Below are 21,311 nucleotides of genomic sequence, written 5' to 3'. Positions count from 1 at the left end.
TTCGGTCGGCATGACACTTCCCAGGTGGTGAATTCATCCTGCAAACCCACATCTCAGCATCGAGATGTGGGGCACCCAGCACCCGACACCCGACACCCGCACCCAGCACCCAGCACCCAGCACCCGACACCCGCAGCCAGCACCCAGCACCCAGCACCCGACACCCGACACCCGACACCCGACACCCCCAATGAAGTGTCATCCTGAGCGAAGCTTCTCGCGGCCTCATCGCGAGAAGCGTAGTCGAAGGATCTGCGGTTTGTCGGTTCAGCCACGATCCCTTAGCTTCGCGAAGGCGGGGCACCCTTTTGTTCGTGAGGAGCGATGTGTGTCGACGCCGGGGATTCTAGAATCACTGGCATGGCGCGAATTGCGATTGTGGGTGCGGGTGCGATCGGTGGGGTGGTGGCTTCTTTGCTGCAGGCGGTGGGGAGGCATCAGCTTGTGCTGTGTCTGCGCAGGTGGCCGCGGCAGATTGTGGTGGAAGCGGCCGCGGGCAGCCGGAGGATCGAGGCGGAGATTCTGCTTGATCCGCAGCAGGCAAAGCCGGTCGACTGGGTGCTGATTGCGACCAAGACGTACGATGCCGAGGCTTCGGCGCGATGGCTGGATGGTCTATGTGCGGCGGGTGCTCCGGTGGCGGTCCTGCAGAACGGCGTGGAGCATCGCGAACGGTTTGCGCCGTACATCGCGAAGGAGAGGATCGTTCCGGTGATTGTGGACTGCCCGGCGGAGCGAAGCACCTCCGCCGAAGGCGACCGTATTCTGCAGCGCGGTCCGATGAGTCTGCGGGTTCCGGAATCCCTGCTGGGACGGGAGTTTGTAGAGCTGTTCGCAGGCGCCGAGGTGGACGCAGCCGCCGTTGAGGACTGGACGACCGTGGCATGGAAGAAGCTGTGCTCCAACGCCGTGGGAGCATTGCCTGCGCTGCTGCTGAAGCCCGCGGGGGTTTCCGCGAGGAGGCCATCGGCGAGGTCGCGCTGGAGATGCTGCGCGAGTGCATTGCCGTGGGGAGAGCCGAGGGAGCTGAGCTGCCGGACGGGTTCGCGGAAGAGGTGCTGGCGGCGTGCCGCAGGGGAAATCCCGACTCGATCAACTCGCTGCACGCGGACCGGCTGGCGGGCCGCCCGATGGAGACGGCAGCGCGCAATGGAGCGATTGTGCGCAAGGGCCGCGCGCATGGCATTCCTACACCGGCGAACGCGATGGCGGTGGCGCTGCTGGAGGAGATGGCGAAGGGGTAAGCGCGTCAGGGAGTGGAGCTGGACTGTTGGTGGAGATCCTGCAAAACCCACCTTAGCCCGCTGTGCGGTCGAAGATGGGGCACCCGGATGTGTGGCTATCGTGCATCTGCGTTGATACGCTCGGAAGAATTTGGAGAGCTGTAAGAGGACCGCAGATCCTTCGACTTCGCTGCGCTGCGCTCAGGATGGCACCATTGAAATTTGCTAGAACGATCAGCGGGGCCCCTGCTTCATGCACTAGCGCTCAGCGTTAGTCGACTGAGCGCGCGACGCAGACCTTGTTGCCGGTCATGTGCTGGTGGAGCAGGCGCGGCATCAGCAGGTGGAACAGTGCCTCGGGGTGCGGCTGGAGGCAGACCTGGGCATTGGGCGATCCTTCGGTGGGCAGGGTCATCCCCTTGTCGTCGACCTCGATGTGGAGCGGGGTCATCGGGCAGGTCTCGGGCGAGATGGCGTAGGCTGCAGCAACGACGTCGAAGAGAGTCGGGGTCGGAGTGTGGGAGCTGCGGCTCCACTCGGCGATCAGCACCTCAAGGCTGTCGGTGAGCGGCGTGCTGACGGAGGCAAGCTGCGAACGCTTTGCCTCGTCGAACTTGAGCTGGGTGGAGTCCAGCGGAAGCATGAAGATCGGAACGCCGGAGCGGAAGAGCTTCTGCGCGGCGGCGGGATCGCGTGCGATGTTGTACTCGGGCTCGGGCGGCGCGTTGGAAACGCCATAGCCGCGATGGACGGAGCCTCCCATCAGGACGACGCGCCGGAGCTGGCGGAAGGTCGCGGGGTCGCGGTCGATGGCGGCTCCAAGATTGGTGAGCGGGCCGAGAGCGAGCAGGGTGAGCTGGTGGGGATGTGTGCGAATCTGGTCGAGGAGAAAGGCGATGGCGTCCCCGTGAGTCCGCGCGATGCCTGCGCGCGCCCAGGGGGCCTGCGAGAAGGTGGTGGTCGTGCGGGTCGGGACGCCGGCGTTGACCGCGATGGAGTCGCGGCCGGTCTCGCAGAGCATGCGGTCGATCATGCGCGCGCGCAGTGCGGTATCCCCCCAGGACGACGAGATGCCGGCGAGAGAGATCTCCGGGCTGGTGAGCGCGAGGGAGACGGCGAAGGCGTCATCGATGTCGTCGCCGATGTCGGTATCGACGATGACTCGATCGGGAGAGGGCGCCTGTGCGGGCGCATTGTGGAACCCGAGGAGGAACAGCAGAGCGGCGGCGAGGATGCGTGAAGTCGGCATATGGGGAAAGATGCTCTCAGGAAGACACGTTCGCCTCGCGCTGCTCTTGATCCTGCGCGTTGGGCCTCTCGTAGGTGGTGATCTCGGGCAGGAAGACGGTGACCAGTGTTCCGTGGCGGTGTTTGTCCTGGCTGCTCTCGATCGTGATGTTTCCGCCGTGGCCTTCGACGAACTGTTTTGAGACGAAGAGTCCGATACCGGTGCCAATAGAGGCTCTGGTTGTAAAGAAGGCTTCAAAGACGCGCGCGAGATTGTCGGCGGCGATGCCTGCGCCGCTGTCTCGGATGGAGATCGTGACGCCATCCGAGACGTCCTGGACGGCGATCCCGAGGGAGCCTCCTTTGGGCAGGGCGTGGATGGAGTTGACGACGATGTTGGAGACGACCTGCATGATCTCGCCGCGGCGCACGGTAAGCTGCCGCCTGGTGTTCAGGCTGTATTCCAGCGAGATTCCTGCGGACGCGCAGCGGGGCTCATACACGTCGATGATGTGGCGGACCAGTTCGGCCAGCGAGGTCTTTCTGGCGGAGCCATGCTCGCGATAGAAGCCGAGGGTCTGGCGGGCAATGTGGGAGACGCGCGCCAGCTCGGCCTCGGCCGTCTTCAGGTAAGACGCACCCTGGGGATCGTGAACGGAGTCGCGCAGCAGGTAGAGCAGATTGACGACAGCCTCGAGCGGATTGTTGATCTCGTGCGCGATAGTGGCTGCCATTCTTCCGGCAGCGGCCATCTTTTCGGCCTGCAGAAGCGATCGCTCAGCACGTTTGCCCGCCGAGATGTCGCGCAGGATCTTCGAGGCCCCTATGATGACTCCGTGCTGGTTGCGAAGCGGGGAGATGGTCAGTGAGACGTCGATCAGCTCGCCATTTTTGGTGCGGCGCACGGTCTCGAAGTGGTCGATGCGCTCGCCTGTGCGGATCTTGCGGAGAATCTCGGCCTCGTCCGGCTGCAGATGTTCGGGGAGAAGCCGGAGGATGGACTGGCCGATCATCTCATCGGCGGTGTAGCCGAGGATGCGGGTGGCAGCCTGGTTCCAGCTGGTGACGATGCCGTTAAGGTCTTTGCCGATGATGGCGTCGTTGGAAGAGGAGACGATGGCGGCCAGCTCTTCCAGCCGTTCGGAGGAGTCGCGCAGATCCTTCCAGGCTCGCTCCCAGTGGCGGGCCTTGGCCGTCATCGCCAGTGCAGGTTCCCGAGGACGCAGGGGTTCGATGACCTTCTTTTTGCTGTCCTTTTTGTCGCTCAACGGTATCTGCTCCGTGAACCAGCGAGAAAGTCTATAGTAAAGCCGGCCCAGCGCAAGGATAGTCTAGCTGGAGAACAGAGGACCCGACCGGAAAAAGCGCCTGATTCAGTTGGGCCCTGCCCCGTTGAGCGAAACTGGAATTGACCGCTCTGAAATCGACGAATTCTGGAGAAGCTGACTCGGGACGGAACTCTTCTGAATCCCCTGATCCCGAAGCAGATGCTGGGCCAGACGTATTCCGAGCGCTGTGATGGTGAGCGAGGGATTCGCGCTCCCCGCGGTCGGGAAGACGGAGGCGTCGCAGAGATAGAGATTGTTCACCCCGAAGACCTGCAGGCTGGGGTTAACGACGCCGTGGGTGGACGTTGCAGCCATGCGGGCCGTACCGAGATGGTGCGCAGCCGAGGTAAAGCTGTCGATCCACTCCTCGATGGTTCCCTGGTGGGCCATACGGTGGTGGCGTGAGGAAAGACCGGTGGTGAAAGCCGTATTGACGAAGCTCTCGAGGCTCCTGAAGTCGGCGCTGGTCGGGTTCCAGTGGATGGAGGCGACAGGATAGCCGAAGGCGTCTTTCCGTTCCGGGGAAAGGGTGATGCGGCTCTTGGGATTGGGAAGCTGCTCCGCCATGAAGAACAGCTCGCCATAGCGATAGAACGCCGGGACACCGAGCCGTGCGATAAGGATGCGATAGAGAAGGTTGGGCGAGCTGAGGATTCCGGCCACCTGGCGGACGTTGATATCGCGGATGGACCGGGCGGCGAGGAAAGAGAGACGGAGGTCTCCCCGGACGTGCCGCGATCCGATGCAGGGGCGGATCATAAAGTAATGATTGGAGGTCTGGAGGCTCTCCTGAAGCTCGGGCTGCAGGGCAAGGGCCGCGCGGACATAGCGCTCGCCGCCCGGCAGGGCATGGTCGGAGTAGGCGGTGGCCCGGAGGATGCGCCGGAAGCGAAGCATGGAAAAGGGGCCGGTGGGGTGGTCCATCAGGCAGCGGCCCACCTGGTCGTGCTGGTTTCCGATTCCCCCGGGGTGGCGCGAGCGGGAGTTGAGAAGCAGGCGGGGCGTCTCCAGAGCGCCTGCGGCCACGATGAAGGTTTCGGCCTCGAGAAAGAAAGTGCGGCCGGGGGCTCCGGCCTTGAGGCGCACCACCCTCGATCCATGCTCGTCGGGCAGAAGTTCGAGAGCGCAGGTCCCAAGCAGGCAGCGCAGGCGACCGTTGTGGGCGAGCTCGAGCAGGGTATTCTTCCACCGGTGCGGTGGCTTGCGATATTCGAGGAACTTGGGGTGCAGGATGGAGGGGTTGAAGTCGATGCGGCCGATACTGCGATGAACAGCGGGCGGCAACAGGCTGGGCTTAAGGCCGCTGCAGGAGTCATTTCCCAGCAGGAGGGCCGCCTTCTCATAGAACGGATCGAGGTCCTGCCGGGTAAGCGGCCAGCCGTCAACGTCGAGCCAGGGCCGGGGGGCGAAGTCCTGCTCATCCAGAGGATTGGAGTTGCCATGCCAGGCGTTGCTGGTTCCCCCAAGCTCGATGCAGCGTGTGAGCGGAATGCCGAAGGGCCGTCCGGTGCTCTCGGCCGAGACTGGAGGCGAAGAGGAGCGTTCGCTGCCTCCGGCTTCCACCAGGAGGACGTCTTTGCCGGCCTTTGCGAGGGAGGAGGCGACGGAGGCTCCTCCCATTCCGGAGCCGATAACACAATATTGTGCGCGAAGGGTGGTGTTGTTCTCGACGGCAGTGCCGTTCAGGATCATGATCTCGCTCTGCTTTCTGGCGGAGTGTGATTCTGTTACGGGGCCCCGGTATCAGGACGGAAGTTTATCCTCAAATCGCAATTTGTCTACCCCTAAATTGCGGTGCAGGTGAACTTTTGGGCTTTTTTGAGAAAAGCGGCGGTCGTGGTGCGGTGTTCGCCCGGCGTGGGGGCTTGACAGGCTCTGTAATCTAGAATGTTTGGGGAATCGAAGAGGAGAACGTTTTGGCAGATACGATCTTTGACGTGGTGGTGGTGGGCGGCGGTCCGGCGGGTTATACCTGCGGCATCCGTGCGGCGCAGTATGGTCTGAAAGTAGCCCTGATTGATGCAAATGACAGGCTGGGTGGAACTTGCCTGCTGTGGGGATGCATTCCGACCAAGGCTCTGCTGTTTACAGCCGAGATCTGGGACCACCTGAAGCACGCCAACACCTACGGGATTGAGGGCGTGGACAAGCCGAAGCTGAACTGGAAGCAGGTCATGGCCCGCAAGGACGACGTCATCACGCGGCACACCAAGGGTCTCGACTTCCTGATGAAGAAGAACAAGATCACCACCTTCAAGGGCTACGGCAAGCTGACCGGCCCGGCGAAGGACGGCGTTCATACCATTGACGTTAAGCTGGCCGACGGCAAGCAGGAGACGATCAAGGCGAAGAAGGTCGTTATCGCGACGGGCTCTGACGCTCGCGTGCTGCCCGGCTTCAAGCCCGACGACACCATCCTGACGAACTACGAGATCCTGAAGATCGCCGAGGCACCGAAGTCGCTGATCGTGATCGGTTCGGGCGCGGTGGGTGTGGAGTTCGGCTCGATCTTCAAGAGCTTTGGCGCAGACGTGACGATTCTCGAAGTGCTGCCCCGGATCGTTCCGGTGGAGGACGAGGAAGTCTCGAAGGAGCTGCTGCGTCAGTTCAAGAAGCGCGGCATCGAGGTGCAGACCTCCATCAAGGACACGAAGATCGAGAAGACCAAGGGCGGCGCTAAGGTTACGTGGACGGATTCGACCGGCAAGCAGCAGTCGAAGGAGGCCGAAAAGGTCCTGATGGCGGTTGGCCGCGCACCACGCACAGAGGGCATCGGACTGGAGAAGACGAACATCAAGCCCGAGCGCAACTTCATCATGACGAACGAGTGGATGGAGACGACCGAGCCCGGCGTCTACGCAATCGGCGACATCGTCGGCGGCATGCCGCAGCTGGCGCACACCGGCATGATGGCCGGCATGGTCGTAGCGGCGCGCATCGCGGGCAAGTACGCCAAGCCCATCCACCGCAACCGCATCCCGGGCTGCACCTACACCGAGCCGCAGATCGGCAGCGTGGGTCTGACCGAGGCGCAGGCCAAGGAGAAGGGCTACAACGTCAAGGTCGGCAAGTTCCCGTTCGTCGGCAACTCCAAGGCAACGATTCTCGACGCGCATGACGGCTTCGTGAAGGTGGTCTCGGATGCGAAGTACGGCGAGATTCTGGGCGTCCACATCATCGGGCCGTACGCGACGGAGATCATCGCTGAGGCGGTGACGGCGATCCAGTTAGAAGCCACCGTGGAGGAGATGATGTTCACGATACACGCTCATCCGACGGTGGCCGAGTCGCTGAGCGATGCGTTTGCCAGCGTTGAGGGTAAGGCCATCAACGTGTAACGGGAAGAGAGCAAAAGCCAAATGGGGACCGCAAGGTATGCGGTCCTTATTTCATTTAGTGCAGGTGTTAGAAATTCAACGTCGGAGCTCGATATATGCACTTGTTTGCTGGCGCTAGTGGTTCGATCACATCAGTGCTTATCGGTGTCTGCACATGGTTCATATGTCGGAGACTTAATATCCATCCCGTCTACAAGCTAGGCCCATCAGGAGACCCACGCGATTACGAACCTTTGATGAACAAATTCCTCCGCCTTGCCGAATATATAACCGGTATTGCCACGGGTTCGATAGTTCTGATTGTTGGGTCTTCAGCTTTGCATGGCCAAGGTGGGCATTTGCCTTGGTTTTATGCATCACCGCTAATACTGATTGCCATGAGTGTTATTTATGGATTGAGTTTCATGGCAGCTCAAGTATTGACTTATGAGCACGTACTGCATGGCTTCCCACATACCGCTTTCCAGTACACACTCAACGAAGTGTTTGGTTACAGCACATTGTTGTGTTTTGTCGTGGGCTATATGTGGCTAATAATTGCCACCACCAATTTGGTGTAAGATGCGTTTGAAAGTAGGCGGCATAAGAGTCGCACGATATTAGCTTGGCTTGAACCAAGCGACTCACTCAAATACGTCTCACAATAAATGCGGGTTTGCAGTCAGCCTCAGCCTCAACAAAACAACTCGCGCTCCTCACACTTCGCTTAAGGGCACGGCTTGAGCCGTGCCGCACATGTCTGCGAAAAAGATAGGGGCTTCAGCCCCTGAGGGCGCTATCGCAGCAAGCGGTAGCTGACCTCAGCGGCTGAAGCCGCTATCCGACACAAGTCTCTTCGGCACGGCTGAAGCCGTGCCCTTAAGCGAGACGCTGGGAAGTCGTAATGTCTTTGAATTGTCCGCATTCGTGTGGCCTGTAGCCGTTGATATCCTGGCAACGATCATCGACCAACCTATGGCCTCCTTCTATCTCGCAGAAGTTGAGCAGTTCCTGCACGAGTCCCCGGAGTTCCTCTTAGCGAGGCTTGCGACCTCGTACGCCGGAGACGGATACACCTCGCAGTACACCGAACAGACACTCACGTGGCAGCGGGATTTAGAGCACCTGCAGAAGACGTTGCGGAGTTGTGTTGCTCGCACACCAGATGCAAACAGATGGGGAGTCGTCCTGGAGTTTGAGGTGCCGCGAAAGGCGCGCAGGATCGACGTAGTTCTGTTGGTTCGCGACGTAATCGTCATCATCGAGGCGAAGACGAGCGATCTTTCCTCTGCGGCCAGACAGCAGGTTGATACATACTTGCTTCTGCTTCACTACTTCCACAAAGCTTCGGCGAATCGCCGCATTGTGCCGGTATTAGTCTCGGCTCAAGGATCAATGCCCGATCTTGTTGCGTTGAGCCAGAGAGAGCTTTATCCGCAGATGCCTTTCCACTGGATCGCACCGGTCATGACCTGTTCGTGGGAGCACCTCGCTCCTTTGCTGCTGGAGATTGAACGACACGCTGAAGGCCAGTTGGCCGTGGAGGAGTGGGAGCGTAGTCCGTATTTTCCGGTGCCCAGCATCATCGAGGCGGCACTTGCGCTCAAGTCCGGCCTATCGGTGGGAGCGGTTGCGCAGTCAGAGGCTTCGGAGCATGAGATTGAGTCGGTGCGCCAGACGATCCAGGACTACATGAACCTCGCTCGCGAACAAAAGCATCATGCGATCTGCTTCCTAACGGGCGTGCCTGGATCAGGCAAGACTCTGGTCGGCCTGGGACTGGCGCACGCTTCGGAGAACCGCGATAATCCGATCCACTTTATGAGCGGAAACGGGCCGCTGGTGATGGTTCTGCAGCATCTGTTCACGCAGGAGAGCATGCGCCAGGGTGTGCGGGCGCACGAGGCCAAGGAGCATGCGAGAACGCTCATCGAAAACGTGCATATCTTTGCTCGGGCCTACACGGACCAGGACAAGGGCGCTCCCTCGAACCACGCGATCATCTTTGATGAAGCGCAGCGTGCTTGGAATCGTGCGCAGAACCTGAAGAAGTTCAAGCGCGATTATTCAGAGCCGGAGATGCTTCTCAGCATTATGGAGCGGCACGAGGACTGGTCCTTTGTTGTCGCGCTGATAGGCGGCGGGCAGGAGATCAATGACGGAGAGGCGGGTCTCGAAGAGTGGGGCCGCGCACTCGGAGACAGCAAGAAACGTTGGACCATTTATGCGTCGCCAGAGGTGTTGACAGGTGGCCCTTCGACGGCTGAGCAGAAACTCTTTACGGATTCCAATGCTGATCTTAGCGTTGTGACCCATGAGCATTTGCACTTGCGAACCTCGAATCGCAGTCATCGGGCTGAGACGTTGGCAACCTGGGTCAACCACGTCGTTGAGGGAGATGCAGTTGCGGCCTCAAAATTAGAGGTGTCGAAGCGATTCCCTCTATTTTTGACGAGGAGTCTGACCAAAATGCGAGAGCATCTGCACGCACAGCGGCGTGGAGAGACTCGCTATGGCCTGGTCGGGTCGTCGGGTGCTGCGCGGCTGCGAAGTGAGGGCCTGGAGCCGAGCTCATCCTTCCACGCGGAATATCCATGGGAGCATTGGTATCTGGCCCCCTCCACCGATGTGCGCTCCAGCTATCGTTGTGAAGTCTTTGCAACGGAGTTCGAGATTCAGGGGCTTGAGCTGGATTGGATCGGTCTTTGCTGGGGTGGAGACATGATCTGGAGCGGAGGCGAATGGCGTCTGCGGACGCTTCGCCATGGGCCCATGAGCAAGTGGACGGAGGTCAAGAGCCCGGACAAGAGAAAGTATCGAAAGAATGCTTACCGTGTGCTGCTCACTCGAGCCCGACAGGGGATGGTGATCTATGTTCCGGAGGGCTCTTCCGACGATGCGACGAATGTGCCCGAGGACTTCGACCGCACGGCAGGGTTCCTGATGGACTGTGGCGTGCTTCCGCTGGATGAAGTTGCACCTCCTCAAAAGGAAGAACTCATCGAGCTGGGATCTTTCTTCGAGTAACCAACCTTTTTCGCAGCTCGAGTAGATCAGCGGATAATAGAGCTGTGAGCCAAGGTTACATTCATCTGCTGGAGCTGGGGCGTGTACCGTATGCAAAGGGGCTGGAAGCGCAGCGGCAAGTCGTGGAGGCGCGGAAGTCTGGGCGGATTGGCGACACACTGCTGCTGCTCGAGCACCCGCCCGTGCTCACCCTCGGCCGCAACTCGCACCGCGAGAACATCCTGGCCAACGACGACCTGCTCGCAGCACGCGGCGTCGAGCTGCACGAGATCAATCGCGGCGGCGACGTCACTTATCACGGCCCCGGTCAGCTCGTCGGCTACCCCATCTTCGACCTGCGCGGCGATCTTCCCGGCAAGAAAGGTCCGCACCTTGGCCCCGTCGACTTCATGCGATTGCTGGAAGAGGTCATCATTCGCGTCTGTTACGACTTCGGTGTCCCGGCGCAGCGCATCGCAAAACGCACCGGCGTCTGGACGATCGCCTCGGGCTCCGTCGAGGAGAAGAAGATCTGCGCAATGGGCATCCATGTCTCACAGGGCGTGACCTCGCATGGCTTTGCGCTGAATGTGACGACCGACCTGAGGGACTTCAACCTGATCGTTCCCTGCGGCATCACCGACCGGACAGTCACAAGCCTCGAGCTCGAGGCCCAGGCGACGGACGATCCCTCGCGGCAGCCGACCATGGAGAATGCCACCCACTCGACCGGACGTGCGTTCGGACGCGTCTTTGAGCGCCAGATTCTTGCCGGCTCGCTCGATGCATTGCTGGGCGTTGCGGCTCTGTAGGAGCGGCGGTCACTGCTCCGCGATATTTTTTGCCGAGATTTAACAGGCCAGGCGGTGTCGTCAAATTCATCTGCCGGTTCCAGGCGTGTCGGCAAAATTGCTCCTAAGTGTCTTGAGTCTTAAGTTCGCACCCTATTTTGCAGTGTCATCTTGAGCGGAGTTTGGCCGTTTTTGGGCCAAACGGAGTCGAAAGATCTGCGGTTATCCTTCAACGAACCTCGGATCCACCAACTAGACGATTCGTCCCGTTCCTCTTCAGAAAGTGTCATTCCGATCGGAGCGCTTTGAGCGCGTCGTGGAGAAATCTGCTGCTTTCCGGTCCTGTCCGGGACTTTCGGTAGAAAGCAAGAACGGTACGTTGGATGGCACGCCCCGGAACCTTTCATTTACCTGTTGCCTTCGATCGGCTACATTCGGCATAAGCTACATTGCTTCTGGAGGGGTTTCGATCGAGATGGGCCATCATCCGCTGTGGACAGAACTGCACGGCCTGTTCTTCGGGGTCTTTTTTCTGCTGGCGTCGTATGCTCTGCTCCTTGAGAGCCTTCGCTATCACAGGCATCAGCCCCTGCCGGAGACTCTTCCCCTCTGGGAGCGCTTCTATCTTGCCGGTGCGGCTATCTTCGGATGGGCCGCTGTGCTCAGCGGGACCTTTCTGGTCTATCCGTGGTACCGGGCTCCTCAGCCTGCCGGCGCGGACATCCATAGGTATCCGCGAACGCTCCTTCTCTCGCATGCTTCGACAGCACCGCTTCATTCGCTCGGCATGGAGTGGAAGGAACACGTAGCCCTGATTGCGCCGCTTGCCTTTATGGCCGCAGTCTACCTTCTGACGCGCTGCCGCACCGCTCTGCGCGAACACCCGCCGCTCCGTCTCGGAGTCCTTGTCTTTGCAGCGACCGCGCTCTTCGCCACCGGGATCGCCGGGCTCACAGGAGCATTTCTGAACAAGGCGGCTCCAGTTACGGATGCAGCGGCGGTTTCAGCCATGGAGGCGCGATGAACAAAGACCTTCCGAACTACGTGGCGGCCTGCTCCATGCTGGTGGCATCGTCGGCCGGGTGCTTCGCCTTCGGTCTGCTCTATCTTCTGGGCAACAGCAGTCCGGCGATCAACCGTCTGCTTGGCGTGTATCCGCCGTCGGGAGCGCTGAGCGGGGTGCTTGTCTTCGGCACTCTGATCTTTCTCCTGTCGTGGGCAGCGTTGTCGTATCTCTGGAGCAGGCGACCGCCGTCTTCCTCCTTCGCGGTAAAGGTCGCGTTGGTGTTACTGGGAGGTGGCCTTCTCCTGACCTTCCCCCCACTGGTACGGCTCTTGTAAAGGGTGCGGGCGATCTTTCCGGATTGACCTGGTCGCACTCGCGGGCCAAACGGTTCGCTAACCGCACCCGAACCGCGCCAGCCCTGTTGAAATCACCGTATAATCCGATTCGTATGCCCGGTTCGGCCGGGCCAGGACGGAGTGCCGTTCAAGTGCCCCGCCCGTAACTGTTTGAGGGAGAAATACATGCCGACTGACGTACTTATGCCGCAGATGGGAGAATCCATCACGGAAGGCACCATCACCAAGTGGCTCAAGAAGCCGGGCGATCCCATCCAGCGCGATGAGCCGCTGTTTGAGATCTCGACCGACAAGGTCGATGCCGAGATTCCTTCGCCCGAGGCCGGCGTGCTGAAAGAGATTAAGGTGGCGGAAGGCGCCACGGTCGGCATTAACACCGTCGTCGCCATCATTGAGAGCGCTGGCGGTGCTTCCGCAGCGGCTGCCGCTCCTGCCGCCACTGCGGCTCCGGCACCCGCGCAGGCGAGCCCGGCGGCATCGGAGCCTGCGGCTGCTCCGGCTACCCCTGCTGCTGCCTCCGAGGGCTCCAGCACCGAGGTTCTAATGCCGCAGATGGGCGAATCGATCACCGAGGGCACCATCACCAAGTGGCTGAAAAAAGTGGGCGATACCGTCCAGCGTGACGAACCGATCTTCGAGATCTCGACCGACAAGGTCGATGCGGAGATTCCTTCGCCTGCCGCCGGAACCCTGACCGAGATTAAGGTGCAGGAAGGCGCTACTGTCGGGATTAATACCGTGGTCGCCGTGATTGGCGGAGGCGCTGGCAAGGCTGCCGCCGCCCCGGCCCCTGCACCCGCCGCAACAACGGGTGCCCCGGCAACGCCGGAGGCTAAGGTGGGCTCGGCCGCTGCCGGACCGGGCACCGAGGTCCTGATGCCGCAGATGGGCGAATCCATCACCGAAGGCACCATCACCAAGTGGCTGAAGAAGGTGGGTGACACCGTCCAGCGTGACGAGCCGATCTTCGAGATCTCGACCGACAAGGTCGATGCGGAGATTCCTTCGCCTGCCGCCGGAACCCTGACCGAGATTAAGGTGCAGGAAGGCGCTACCGTCGGGATTAATACCGTGGTCGCCGTCATCGGCGGAGGCGCAGGTCAGGCTGCTGCCGCCCTAGCCCCTGCCGCAACTACGGGTGCCCCATCTTCGGCTCCGGCTTCATCGGAGACGATGGTGGGCTCGGCTTCTGTCGGGGAGCGCGGACGCTCGTCGCCGCTGGTTCGCAAGATCGCCTCGGAGAACAACGTGGACCTCTCGCAGGTCGCGGGAACGGGATCTGCCGGACGCATCACCAAGGAAGACATCCTCGGCCACCTGTCTGGCGGCGCGAAGCCTGCCGCCGTTGCTGCTCCTGCTGCCGCCGCAACAACGGGTGCAGCCACAACACCGGGTGCCCCATCTTCAGCGCCAACTCCATCGGCGCCTAAGGCGGCTTCTCCGGCCGCCGCTCAGCCGCAGCCCGGCGAGCTGGTCCCCATGTCGAAGATGCGCACCATCATCGCGCAGCGCATGGTCGAATCCAAGCGGACCTCGCCGCACGTCCACACCGTCTTCAAGGTCGATATGACCCGCATCGTCAAGCTGCGCGAGAAGGAGAAGAACAAGTACGAGCAGCGCAACGGCGTCAAGCTGACCTACATGCCGTTCATCACCCGCGCTGCCGTGGTCGCGCTGCGCAAGCATCCGGTGGTCAACTCCTCGGTCAAGGGCGATGCCATCCTTTACAACAAGAACATCAACGTCGGCATCGCCGTCGCGCTGGAGTGGGGCCTGATCGTCCCGGTCATCAAGCAGGCGGAGGAGAAGAACTTCCTCGGCGTAACCCGCGCCATCATCGACCTGGCCGACCGCGCCCGCTCGAAGAAGCTGGCTCCCGACGAGGTCTCCGGCGGAACCTTCACCCTGACCAACTCCGGCATCTTCGGCGAGGAGTTCGGAACGCCGATCATCAACCAGCCGCAGGTCGCCATCCTGGGCATCGGCGGTATGACGAAGGAGCCCGTGGTCGTGACGGACAAGGAAGGCAACGAATCGATCGCGATCCACACGGTTCAGCGCTTCACGCTGGGCTTCGATCACCGCATCGTCGACGGAGCCGATGCCGGCAAGTTCATGACCGACTTCAAGCAGTACCTCGAAAACTGGTCCGAAGATATCGGCTAGGTGCTACGCGCACGGCGGGACGCGCGCTTTGCGCGCCTTCGGTGCAATATCAGGCGGCGGTTCCTTCTCGGAGCCGCCGCTTTTTTGGCTTTCACTTCCGCTAAGCCGACTTGTCAGGATCGGATCGAAAAGACGATCTTCCCTATTCCGTCGCTCTCGCGCTTCTCCCACAGTGAGGCGGGGGACCACAGTGTTTCAATAGAAGCGATCTGCGGCTTGATCTTTCCCCCAGTGACTAAAATGGCGAAGCTATTCAGCCCTTCGGTTGTAACGTTGGTCTCAACAAAGGCGGCTTCGATCCCCAGACGCGCGGCCTCTTCCGCGATTGGCGGTCGATTCGCCGTGACCGCAACGCCGCCCGGCTTCACCCGTGCGTAGGAAGAAACGACCGTGTCTCCTCCCACCAGATTGAGCACAGCGTCACATTGCCCAATATCTTCCATCCGTTCCCGGGTAAGGTCGATCACACGTGCCACTCCCAACTGCTGAAGCGCAGCGGACTTGCTCTGACGCGCGGTGGCGATCACATGAACTCCGGCATTTCGTGCCAGCTGCACCGCAAGCGATCCCACACCCCCTGACGCGCCTAGGATCAGCAGCGTCTGCCCTGCCTTGATCTTCGAGAGCCTCAACATCTGCGTCGCGGTTTGACTTACGAGTGCGATTCCGGCCGCTACTTCGGCTGCGATGGCCGCAGGTCGGTGGGCCAGGTTGGCAGCATTCACGACCACAAACTCGGCATAGGCGCCGGCTTCTCTTGTGTAGCCAAATACTTCATCGCCCACTTTAAAAACCGTAACTCCTTCACCCACGGCAGCCACTCGACCCGCTACATCGCCTCCAGGCGTCCATGGAAACTGCAGCGGGAAGACCTGGCGCAAAAAACCCAGACCGCGCCCTGGATCGACACCGTTCATGCTCGTGAACTCGTTCTCGACCAGCACCTGTCCGGGACCAGGAGACGGAATCGGCACCTCGTCCACGTGAAGAGGCGCCCCATAGTCATTGATGCGTAGTGCTTTCATTGTCCTTCTCCCTTCAAAGTTGCACCGCGAACCTCGCGGCAGGTTCGGTACAAGAGACGCGGCAGAGAGGAGACATGCGTCAATATGTAATGGAAAACAGAATTGCGATTATGGAAGAAAAGCAGGACGCTGGGCCGGGGTAGCATCCTTGGCGATTCGTGGCATGTCCGGCTACGATCTGCGGGCAGGACTGAGATCGTTCAGCATGGTTTCGAAATGCTTTTTGATGAAGCTGACGAGCTTCTGAACACGAGCAGGCTGCATCTTGGAAGGCGTCACCGCAAAGACATGGGCTGGAACGGCCTGCCAGTCGTCGAGCAGACTCGTCAGTCCGTCCCCGAATCCGGGATGCGTCGCCAGGAAGTCGGGCAGAACCGCAATGCCCACGCCTTCCTTCGACAGCTTTGCCGTCATCCCCACCGAATTTGCGCTGGCCATGCCACTCACCTTCACGATCCGATGTTCGCGATCCCGGCGCAACTCCCACTGGCTGAGGGCTTCCCCATGAACGAGGCGGATACAGGAGTGTTGGGCTAGCTCTTCCGGATCTTTAATCTTCTTGTGCTTCGCAAGATATTCCTGAGAAGCAAACAGGCGGCGAGGAAAGGTACCGACCCGGCGGGACCAGAACGATGAATCAGGCAAACGCAACTGATGACTGACGAGGATCGCTAGATCGAGGCTTTCGGTAAGAAGATTGGGATGGCCGCTAATGGAAAGTATCTCGATGGACGTATCAGGATGTTCGAGCATGTAGCGGGCGAAAAGAGGAAGGAAGATGGTCTGCGCCAAATCGAACGGCACGCCCACCTTGATACGTCCGGAGACCCTGGGGGCGATCCCCGTCACATCCTCCTGAATGCGCATGGCTTCTGCGACGAGAGCCTTGGACTGCTCGTAGCAGGCCTGGCCCGCGTCAGTTAATTGGAAGGTCCGTGTCGAGCGATGAATGAGATGGAAGCCCAATTCGCGCTCAAGTGCGCTGATGCGTCGTGAAAGCGTCGACGCGGGCATGCCCAACGCCGCTGCCGCGCGCCCGAAATTCCGCGTGTTCGCAACCTCCACGAAGAGCGCCAAATCTGCAAGAAAACGCATGATGTTCTTTCCAGTCGTCCGCATCTGAACGCGGCTTCCGTTCGGGAATCGGGCGCGTGAGCATCCGAAGATCCCGCACCGTCAGAATCTCATGTCTCTGCCCTACAATCTTGCATTTCCGACCTTTCAACATACCTCATGTGTCTTCATCCCGAGATCGACCGGATGCGAGTTCGCTTGCACGAAGAAGAAACTTCTTGAGCAACGGAGATGTATTCGACTTGTTGTATCCCATCACGAGATCGATGGTTGGGACCTCGCCACGCAATGGCCTCGCAACTACCGAAGGAATCAGTGCGCTTTGCACATAGGCAGGCAGAAGCGTAAAGCCGCCGGTGGAAGCCACCAACGACATACCGCCCGATAGGGTTTCGGCATCGAAAATCTGCTTCAGCTTGATGCCAACCTTCGCCGCGTACTCGTCGATCACGGTTTTGAGCACGGGTGCGGCACGTGCTGTGCTGATAAAGTCCTCGCGGCAGATGTCCTCCGGCCGTATTGCCTTGTGCCGAGCCAGGCGGTGGCGAGCAGGCAGGACCGCGACCAGAGGCTCCTTGACGAGAAGTTTGAAGTCCAGCCCAGCAGTCCGCGTCTCCCGCCTCAGCAGAGCCACATCGATTTCGCCCTGCATCAGTGCATTCGCGAGTTCGGGCGAGGATTTCGTGGTGATCGTAACGTCAACATCGGCTGCCTCCTCGCGCAATATCCGCAGTGCCCCGGACAGCCAGGTTACTTCCTGTCCCGGCAGGAACCCCAATCCAAAACCCGGCTTGTGAGGTCGCTCCGTATTTCGTGCGGCTTCGCACGCAACCTCTATCTGCATCAATGCCAGCCGTGCATGATCGAGGAATACCCGTCCAGCCGCAGTGAGCTCAATGCCTCGCGCTTTTCGCTCAAGCAGCTTCACGCCTAGCTCCATCTCGAGATCACGAATCTGGCGGCTCAACGACGGCTGGGAGGTATGGAGCCGTCGCTCTGCGGCGTGCAGAAGACCTCCTTCCTCAGCGACCGCAATGAAATACCGGAGATGACGAAGCTCCATGGCCCGCTCCTATGCTTTATAAGCATAGGTAAACCATTCAAAGTATTTGTGCAAGCACTCGTTCCGGAGGAACCTATCGCTAACGGATCACACTCGTGTTGTCCGAAATTCAGAACTCAGGAGTATCAGTATGTCATCACGTAAACCAACCATTGTGTTCTGCCACGGCATTTGGGCCGATGGGTCGTGCTTCAGCAAGGTCATCCCCACATTGCAGGCGGATGGTTATGAGGTCATTGCGGTTCAATACAGCCTGGAATCGTTTGAAGAGGATGTGGCTATGGTGAAGCGCACGCTCAACCGGGTCAGCAGTCCCGTGCTCCTTGTCGGGCATTCCTATGGCGGCGCCACGATCACTGCCTCGGGAGTCGATGATCGCGTGGCCGGCCTCGTCTACATTGGAGCAGTTGCCCCCGATGTCGGCGAGACGGTACAAGACCAGCTCAACAAGTATCCCTCGGACATCTTTTCTCGCGTCGAGGTCGCAGACGGATACGCCTGGATGCTTCCGAACGGAACTGAGTTTTTCTGCGGAGACCTTTCCGAGCAGGAACAGAAGCTCGTGTGGGCGACACATTTCCCCCCTCATGCCGACCTCTTCACGCAGCAGAATCTCCAGAGCACTCCCTGGAAGTCGAAGCCAAGCTGGTACATCTTGTGCCTGCAAGACCATACCGTTCATCCCGATCTCCAACGGTGGGTCTCGAAACGTATGGGAGCGACTGTAATCGAGGTTGAAAGCAGTCATGTGCCGATGCTCTCCAGGCCCCAGGCTGTCATTGACGTAATACGACAAGCGGCAAAAGCAATTCAAGGAAACAAAACAGCCTAAGGAGTTGCAGACTTCGCACCCTCGACAGACCGTCGGCAGGCGGTCTGTCATTTTCATGGTTCTCGCAGGAGAGGTCCTGATAAACGCCGTTCTCGTCATCCACGGATTCCTGATGACAAGCCGACTGCTAGCCTGCGGCTACCTTTTCTTTTGCTGCTGAATCGTTTGCGATTACGCGTCGCAGGGCGAATGATCCTAACAGGCCTGACGACACCCCACCCACTATTCCGATATAAGTCCAAAGCGTGGCGTCTCCGGCGAGTCCGCCGCCGAATGCCGTCATAAGTTTGCCGGCGATGGGGAGACCTGATCCCACCGTAACCATTCCGGCGACTGCGCTGGTCGCGGTCAGGACAAGCACCGCTTCCTTTGTTCGGTTTCGAAGGGCCAGGCCCAAACTCAGGCCGAAGGCAAGAAACGCTGCCAGGATGTCGAAAGGGATTCCGACCAGAGACCACACGCCGAGAAAAGCCAGGGTCGCCAAAGTGCTCGCGCGAAAGACCGGCACTACACCGGATTGAAACAACGCCGGTGCGGACTTGCGCTGACAGAGAAAGATTATCGCGGATGCCCAGCCGAAGGAAAGGATGTGGGCAATCCATTGGGCAGGCGTCATCGCGTTGCCATGCTGACCGGTAAATCCGTGAGCCAGGAAAGAATGAGTTCCCAAACCGATTGTCATACCGAACACATTAGCGACAAACCACCGTCCGAAGATGTTCATGAGCAGTCGCACCTCAAGTGCATCATGCTATCCGCGAGTCGGTCCGGAGACAAGCTGTCACCCTTGAGGGTGAATCCGTAAGTGCCTTGGAGATCCTGAAGCTTGCATCTTTGGTTCGGCTGGCCAAATGCTGGCGCTGCGCAGAGAAGTCCTCAGGACGCCAGTGTAACGATGAGTCGACCTGAATTGAGTGAAATGGTGCCTCCGAAGGATTTACAGCGATTGGTTTCCCCGGCTCTGAACAGGGTTTAGAGATGGCTTCTACGAGTCTTGCTGGGGCCGATCGGTTGCATGAAGCGTCGAGGACTCTCTCTTCGGAGCCTGCACCTTTGGTTGCAGCGATACGTGCCCGTCGAGTGGAGATGCGGCCGAGCTATCCCCTGGGGCGCTCTAGAAATCCACGTCCGGCGAGAATCGCCGGGATAGCCTTTTCTATCCGAGCCACTCGTGTCGACACCTGTTTCGCCGCGGCGAAGTGGTACAAATATCCCCGTTGGCGCCCTGGCGTCAAGGCATGGAAAGCTTTCCTGAACTGCGGATCGCTCTGGAACTTTGCCTTCAGCTCCTCTGGTACGGGAAAGTCCTCGGTCTTCTTCTTCTCTACGCGCAGCCCGGCCTTCTCAATGGCTATCGCCTCACGCACGTAAGCTCTGATCGTCGCAGCCTTGGAGATAATCTCCTCGGCACCGGCGAACTTCATCACTCGCCCCGCCTGCGTCTGCCCCAATTGCACCAGGAGTTTCTTCGGATCCTTCAGCAACGCTCCTTGAAAGAACCCCAACGCAAAGAACTCCTTAAACCCTTGCAGGATGACAACATTCTTTCCGTTCACGGTGTAGGTGGGCTTTCCCCACTTGCACTCTTCCTGCATGGCGAAGTCGGCAAGCAGCCTTCGCATCTCCACAATCTCTTCTGCCCACCGCTCCCGATAAGCCATCTCCATCGCAGCACCTTCCATTCTGTCCAGACAATGCTAACCGGCGACTCGGCGATTATTGTGTGGTTGATCCTCCAACGGCCCGGATATCAAATACAAATCAGGAGCCGGATATTCGGGTACCCGCCGACGGTTCGGAGATCAATGCGATGCAAAGAAGAGAGTTTCTCGCGCATGCAGGCGTGGCAATGAGTACAGCAGCCATCATTCCCACTTTCGCGCAAGCTCGGCAGCCTTTAGATGCGATGGCGGCGAATACCAAATCAGGTTTTGCTCAGGTCAACGGCTTGCAGATGTATTTCGAGATCCATGGCGACGGGGAACCGCTGATTTTGTTACACGGGGGAGTTGCAGCGAGCGAGGTGTTCGGTCCCAATCTACTCGCGCTTGCCAAGTCGCGGCAAGTGATCGTCGTGCATCTACAGGGTCACGGATATACGAAGGATATTGACCGCCCTCTTCGATTCGAATCCATGGCCGACGACGTCGGTGCATTGATCACGTATCTGAAACTTGAGAAAGCCGATGTTCTGGGCTATTCATTGGGCGGTGGCGTTGCCCTTCAGGCGCTGATTCGCCACCCTGCTTCGGTGAGGCGATTGATTGTAGTTTCGGCGGCGATGGCACATGATGGCTCATACCCTGAAGTCAATGCGGCGTTTGATGCGATGGGTGTCCATGCTGCGCAAATTGCGCAGAACATCAAGGGATCACCACTAGGCAAACTCTATCCAGAGGTGAATTGGGAGAACCTGCTGCGCAAGATTGGCCAGATGGAATCACAGAATTTCGACTGGTCAGCGCAAGTGAAACAGGTCAAATCGCCTATAGAACTCATCTTTGCCGACGCTGATTCTATTCGCCCTGAGCATATCGTGGCGTTCTATGAAGCTCTCGGTGGGGGCAAGCGCGATGCAGGACTGGATGGATCACTACGCCCTGCTGCTCGACTCGGTATTGTGCCAGGTGCGACACACTACAACATCCTCTCCACGACGATGGTTGCTGAGATGGCCTTGGCCTTTCTTTCTCATGCTGTATAGCCGCGGCAGATAGCTATTCACCCATGCGCGCGTTCTCGAAATGGTGCATGCAGGCCCATCTGCTCATTGAACGTGGCCTGAGTCCGCCTGGATCATTAGTAACGAAAACGCGCATCATGGAGGCTAATGATTGCTCACGATAGCCGCCTTCCGCGGCGGATTCGAAGCAACTTTCGAAGAGCCGGGGCACATT

At 59.5% G+C, this 21,311-nt stretch carries 18 protein-coding genes and 1 pseudogene; 11 read left to right on the top strand and 8 right to left on the bottom strand.

Annotation, left to right across the window (positions count from 1 at the left end):
* Positions 1-324 precede the first annotated feature (324 nt).
* Together GWR55_RS19335 and GWR55_RS19330 are read left to right on the top strand one after the other, a co-directional pair.
* Positions 325-684: pseudogene (locus GWR55_RS19335) on the top strand (2-dehydropantoate 2-reductase N-terminal domain-containing protein); the annotation flags it as partial.
* Between the two features lie 212 nt (positions 685-896).
* Positions 897-1,244 (top strand): ketopantoate reductase C-terminal domain-containing protein, encoded by a 348-nt coding sequence (locus GWR55_RS19330; protein ID WP_238398427.1) that lies wholly within the window; start codon positions 897-899, stop codon positions 1,242-1,244.
* A 250-nt stretch (positions 1,245-1,494) separates the two neighbouring features.
* On the opposite strand, the gene GWR55_RS14125 is transcribed toward GWR55_RS19330, so the two are convergent.
* From GWR55_RS14125 to GWR55_RS14115, 3 genes are all read right to left on the bottom strand, one after another.
* Positions 1,495-2,472, bottom strand: a complete 978-nt coding sequence (locus GWR55_RS14125) for a nucleoside hydrolase (RefSeq protein ID WP_162402830.1) — start codon at positions 2,470-2,472, stop codon at positions 1,495-1,497.
* 16 nt (positions 2,473-2,488) lie between these two features.
* Positions 2,489-3,718, bottom strand: a complete 1,230-nt coding sequence (locus GWR55_RS14120; RefSeq protein ID WP_238398426.1) for a nitrogen regulation protein NR(II) — start codon at positions 3,716-3,718, stop codon at positions 2,489-2,491.
* A 105-nt stretch (positions 3,719-3,823) separates the two neighbouring features.
* Positions 3,824-5,470: a GMC oxidoreductase gene (locus GWR55_RS14115; RefSeq protein ID WP_162402829.1), complete on the bottom strand. Its 1,647-nt coding sequence runs from the start codon at positions 5,468-5,470 to the stop codon at positions 3,824-3,826.
* A gap of 224 nt (positions 5,471-5,694) precedes the next feature.
* Here GWR55_RS14115 and lpdA point away from each other — a divergent pair, with 224 nt between their 5' ends.
* The 7 genes from lpdA to GWR55_RS14080 all read left to right on the top strand — a co-directional run bounded on the left by lpdA (position 5,695) and on the right by GWR55_RS14080 (position 14,420).
* Positions 5,695-7,116 carry a dihydrolipoyl dehydrogenase gene (lpdA, locus tag GWR55_RS14110; protein WP_162402828.1) on the top strand — a complete coding sequence of 474 codons (1,422 nt, stop codon included), beginning with the start codon at positions 5,695-5,697 and terminating at the stop codon, positions 7,114-7,116.
* Between the two features lie 236 nt (positions 7,117-7,352).
* Positions 7,353-7,676 (top strand): hypothetical protein, encoded by a 324-nt coding sequence (locus tag GWR55_RS14105; RefSeq protein ID WP_162402827.1) that lies wholly within the window; start codon positions 7,353-7,355, stop codon positions 7,674-7,676.
* 394 nt (positions 7,677-8,070) lie between these two features.
* Positions 8,071-10,122, top strand: coding sequence for a DNA/RNA helicase domain-containing protein (locus GWR55_RS14100; protein WP_162402826.1), 2,052 nt, complete (start codon positions 8,071-8,073; stop codon positions 10,120-10,122).
* 44 nt (positions 10,123-10,166) lie between these two features.
* The gene (gene lipB, locus GWR55_RS14095; RefSeq protein ID WP_162402825.1) at positions 10,167-10,913 is read left to right on the top strand and encodes a lipoyl(octanoyl) transferase LipB; all 747 of its coding nucleotides are present in this window, start codon (positions 10,167-10,169) and stop codon (positions 10,911-10,913) included.
* Positions 10,914-11,367: 454 nt separating this feature from the next.
* Positions 11,368-11,916 (top strand): hypothetical protein, encoded by a 549-nt coding sequence (locus GWR55_RS14090; protein WP_162402824.1) that lies wholly within the window; start codon positions 11,368-11,370, stop codon positions 11,914-11,916.
* Positions 11,913-12,233: a hypothetical protein gene (locus GWR55_RS14085; RefSeq protein WP_162402823.1), complete on the top strand. Its 321-nt coding sequence runs from the start codon at positions 11,913-11,915 to the stop codon at positions 12,231-12,233. The genes GWR55_RS14090 and GWR55_RS14085 overlap by 4 nt, the downstream gene beginning before the upstream one ends.
* Positions 12,234-12,419: 186 nt before the next feature.
* Positions 12,420-14,420 (top strand): 2-oxo acid dehydrogenase subunit E2, encoded by a 2,001-nt coding sequence (locus tag GWR55_RS14080; RefSeq protein WP_162402822.1) that lies wholly within the window; start codon positions 12,420-12,422, stop codon positions 14,418-14,420.
* 113 nt (positions 14,421-14,533) lie between these two features.
* Here GWR55_RS14080 and GWR55_RS14075 read toward each other — a convergent pair whose 3' ends face one another.
* From GWR55_RS14075 to GWR55_RS14065, 3 genes are all read right to left on the bottom strand, one after another.
* On the bottom strand, positions 14,534-15,445 hold the full coding sequence (locus tag GWR55_RS14075; RefSeq protein WP_162402821.1) for an NADP-dependent oxidoreductase: 912 nt from the start codon (positions 15,443-15,445) through the stop codon (positions 14,534-14,536).
* A 171-nt stretch (positions 15,446-15,616) separates the two neighbouring features.
* Entirely contained in the window at positions 15,617-16,540 is a 924-nt protein-coding gene (locus tag GWR55_RS14070) for a LysR family transcriptional regulator (protein WP_162402820.1), read from the bottom strand.
* A gap of 136 nt (positions 16,541-16,676) precedes the next feature.
* Positions 16,677-17,582 carry a LysR family transcriptional regulator gene (locus tag GWR55_RS14065; RefSeq protein WP_162402819.1) on the bottom strand — a complete coding sequence of 302 codons (906 nt, stop codon included), beginning with the start codon at positions 17,580-17,582 and terminating at the stop codon, positions 16,677-16,679.
* Between the two features lie 130 nt (positions 17,583-17,712).
* Here GWR55_RS14065 and GWR55_RS14060 point away from each other — a divergent pair, with 130 nt between their 5' ends.
* On the top strand, positions 17,713-18,414 hold the full coding sequence (locus tag GWR55_RS14060) for an alpha/beta hydrolase (RefSeq protein ID WP_162402818.1): 702 nt from the start codon (positions 17,713-17,715) through the stop codon (positions 18,412-18,414).
* A gap of 127 nt (positions 18,415-18,541) precedes the next feature.
* Here the strand turns inward: GWR55_RS14060 and GWR55_RS14055 are convergent, their stop codons facing one another.
* Together GWR55_RS14055 and GWR55_RS14050 are read right to left on the bottom strand one after the other, a co-directional pair.
* On the bottom strand, positions 18,542-19,150 hold the full coding sequence (locus GWR55_RS14055; protein WP_162402817.1) for a hypothetical protein: 609 nt from the start codon (positions 19,148-19,150) through the stop codon (positions 18,542-18,544).
* A 361-nt stretch (positions 19,151-19,511) separates the two neighbouring features.
* A complete protein-coding gene (locus GWR55_RS14050; RefSeq protein WP_162402816.1) occupies positions 19,512-20,096 on the bottom strand; it encodes a YdeI family protein in 585 nt (194 codons plus the stop codon).
* A gap of 128 nt (positions 20,097-20,224) precedes the next feature.
* Between GWR55_RS14050 and GWR55_RS14045 the strand changes: the two genes are divergently transcribed.
* The gene (locus GWR55_RS14045) at positions 20,225-21,118 is read left to right on the top strand and encodes an alpha/beta fold hydrolase (protein WP_202925512.1); all 894 of its coding nucleotides are present in this window, start codon (positions 20,225-20,227) and stop codon (positions 21,116-21,118) included.
* The last annotated feature ends 193 nt before the right edge of the window (positions 21,119-21,311 follow it).

It is taken from the genome of Edaphobacter sp. 12200R-103 (assembly GCF_010093025.1).
In the GTDB taxonomy this organism is placed as follows: domain Bacteria; phylum Acidobacteriota; class Terriglobia; order Terriglobales; family Acidobacteriaceae; genus Edaphobacter.
This window is presented reverse-complemented; position numbering and strand designations above follow the sequence as displayed.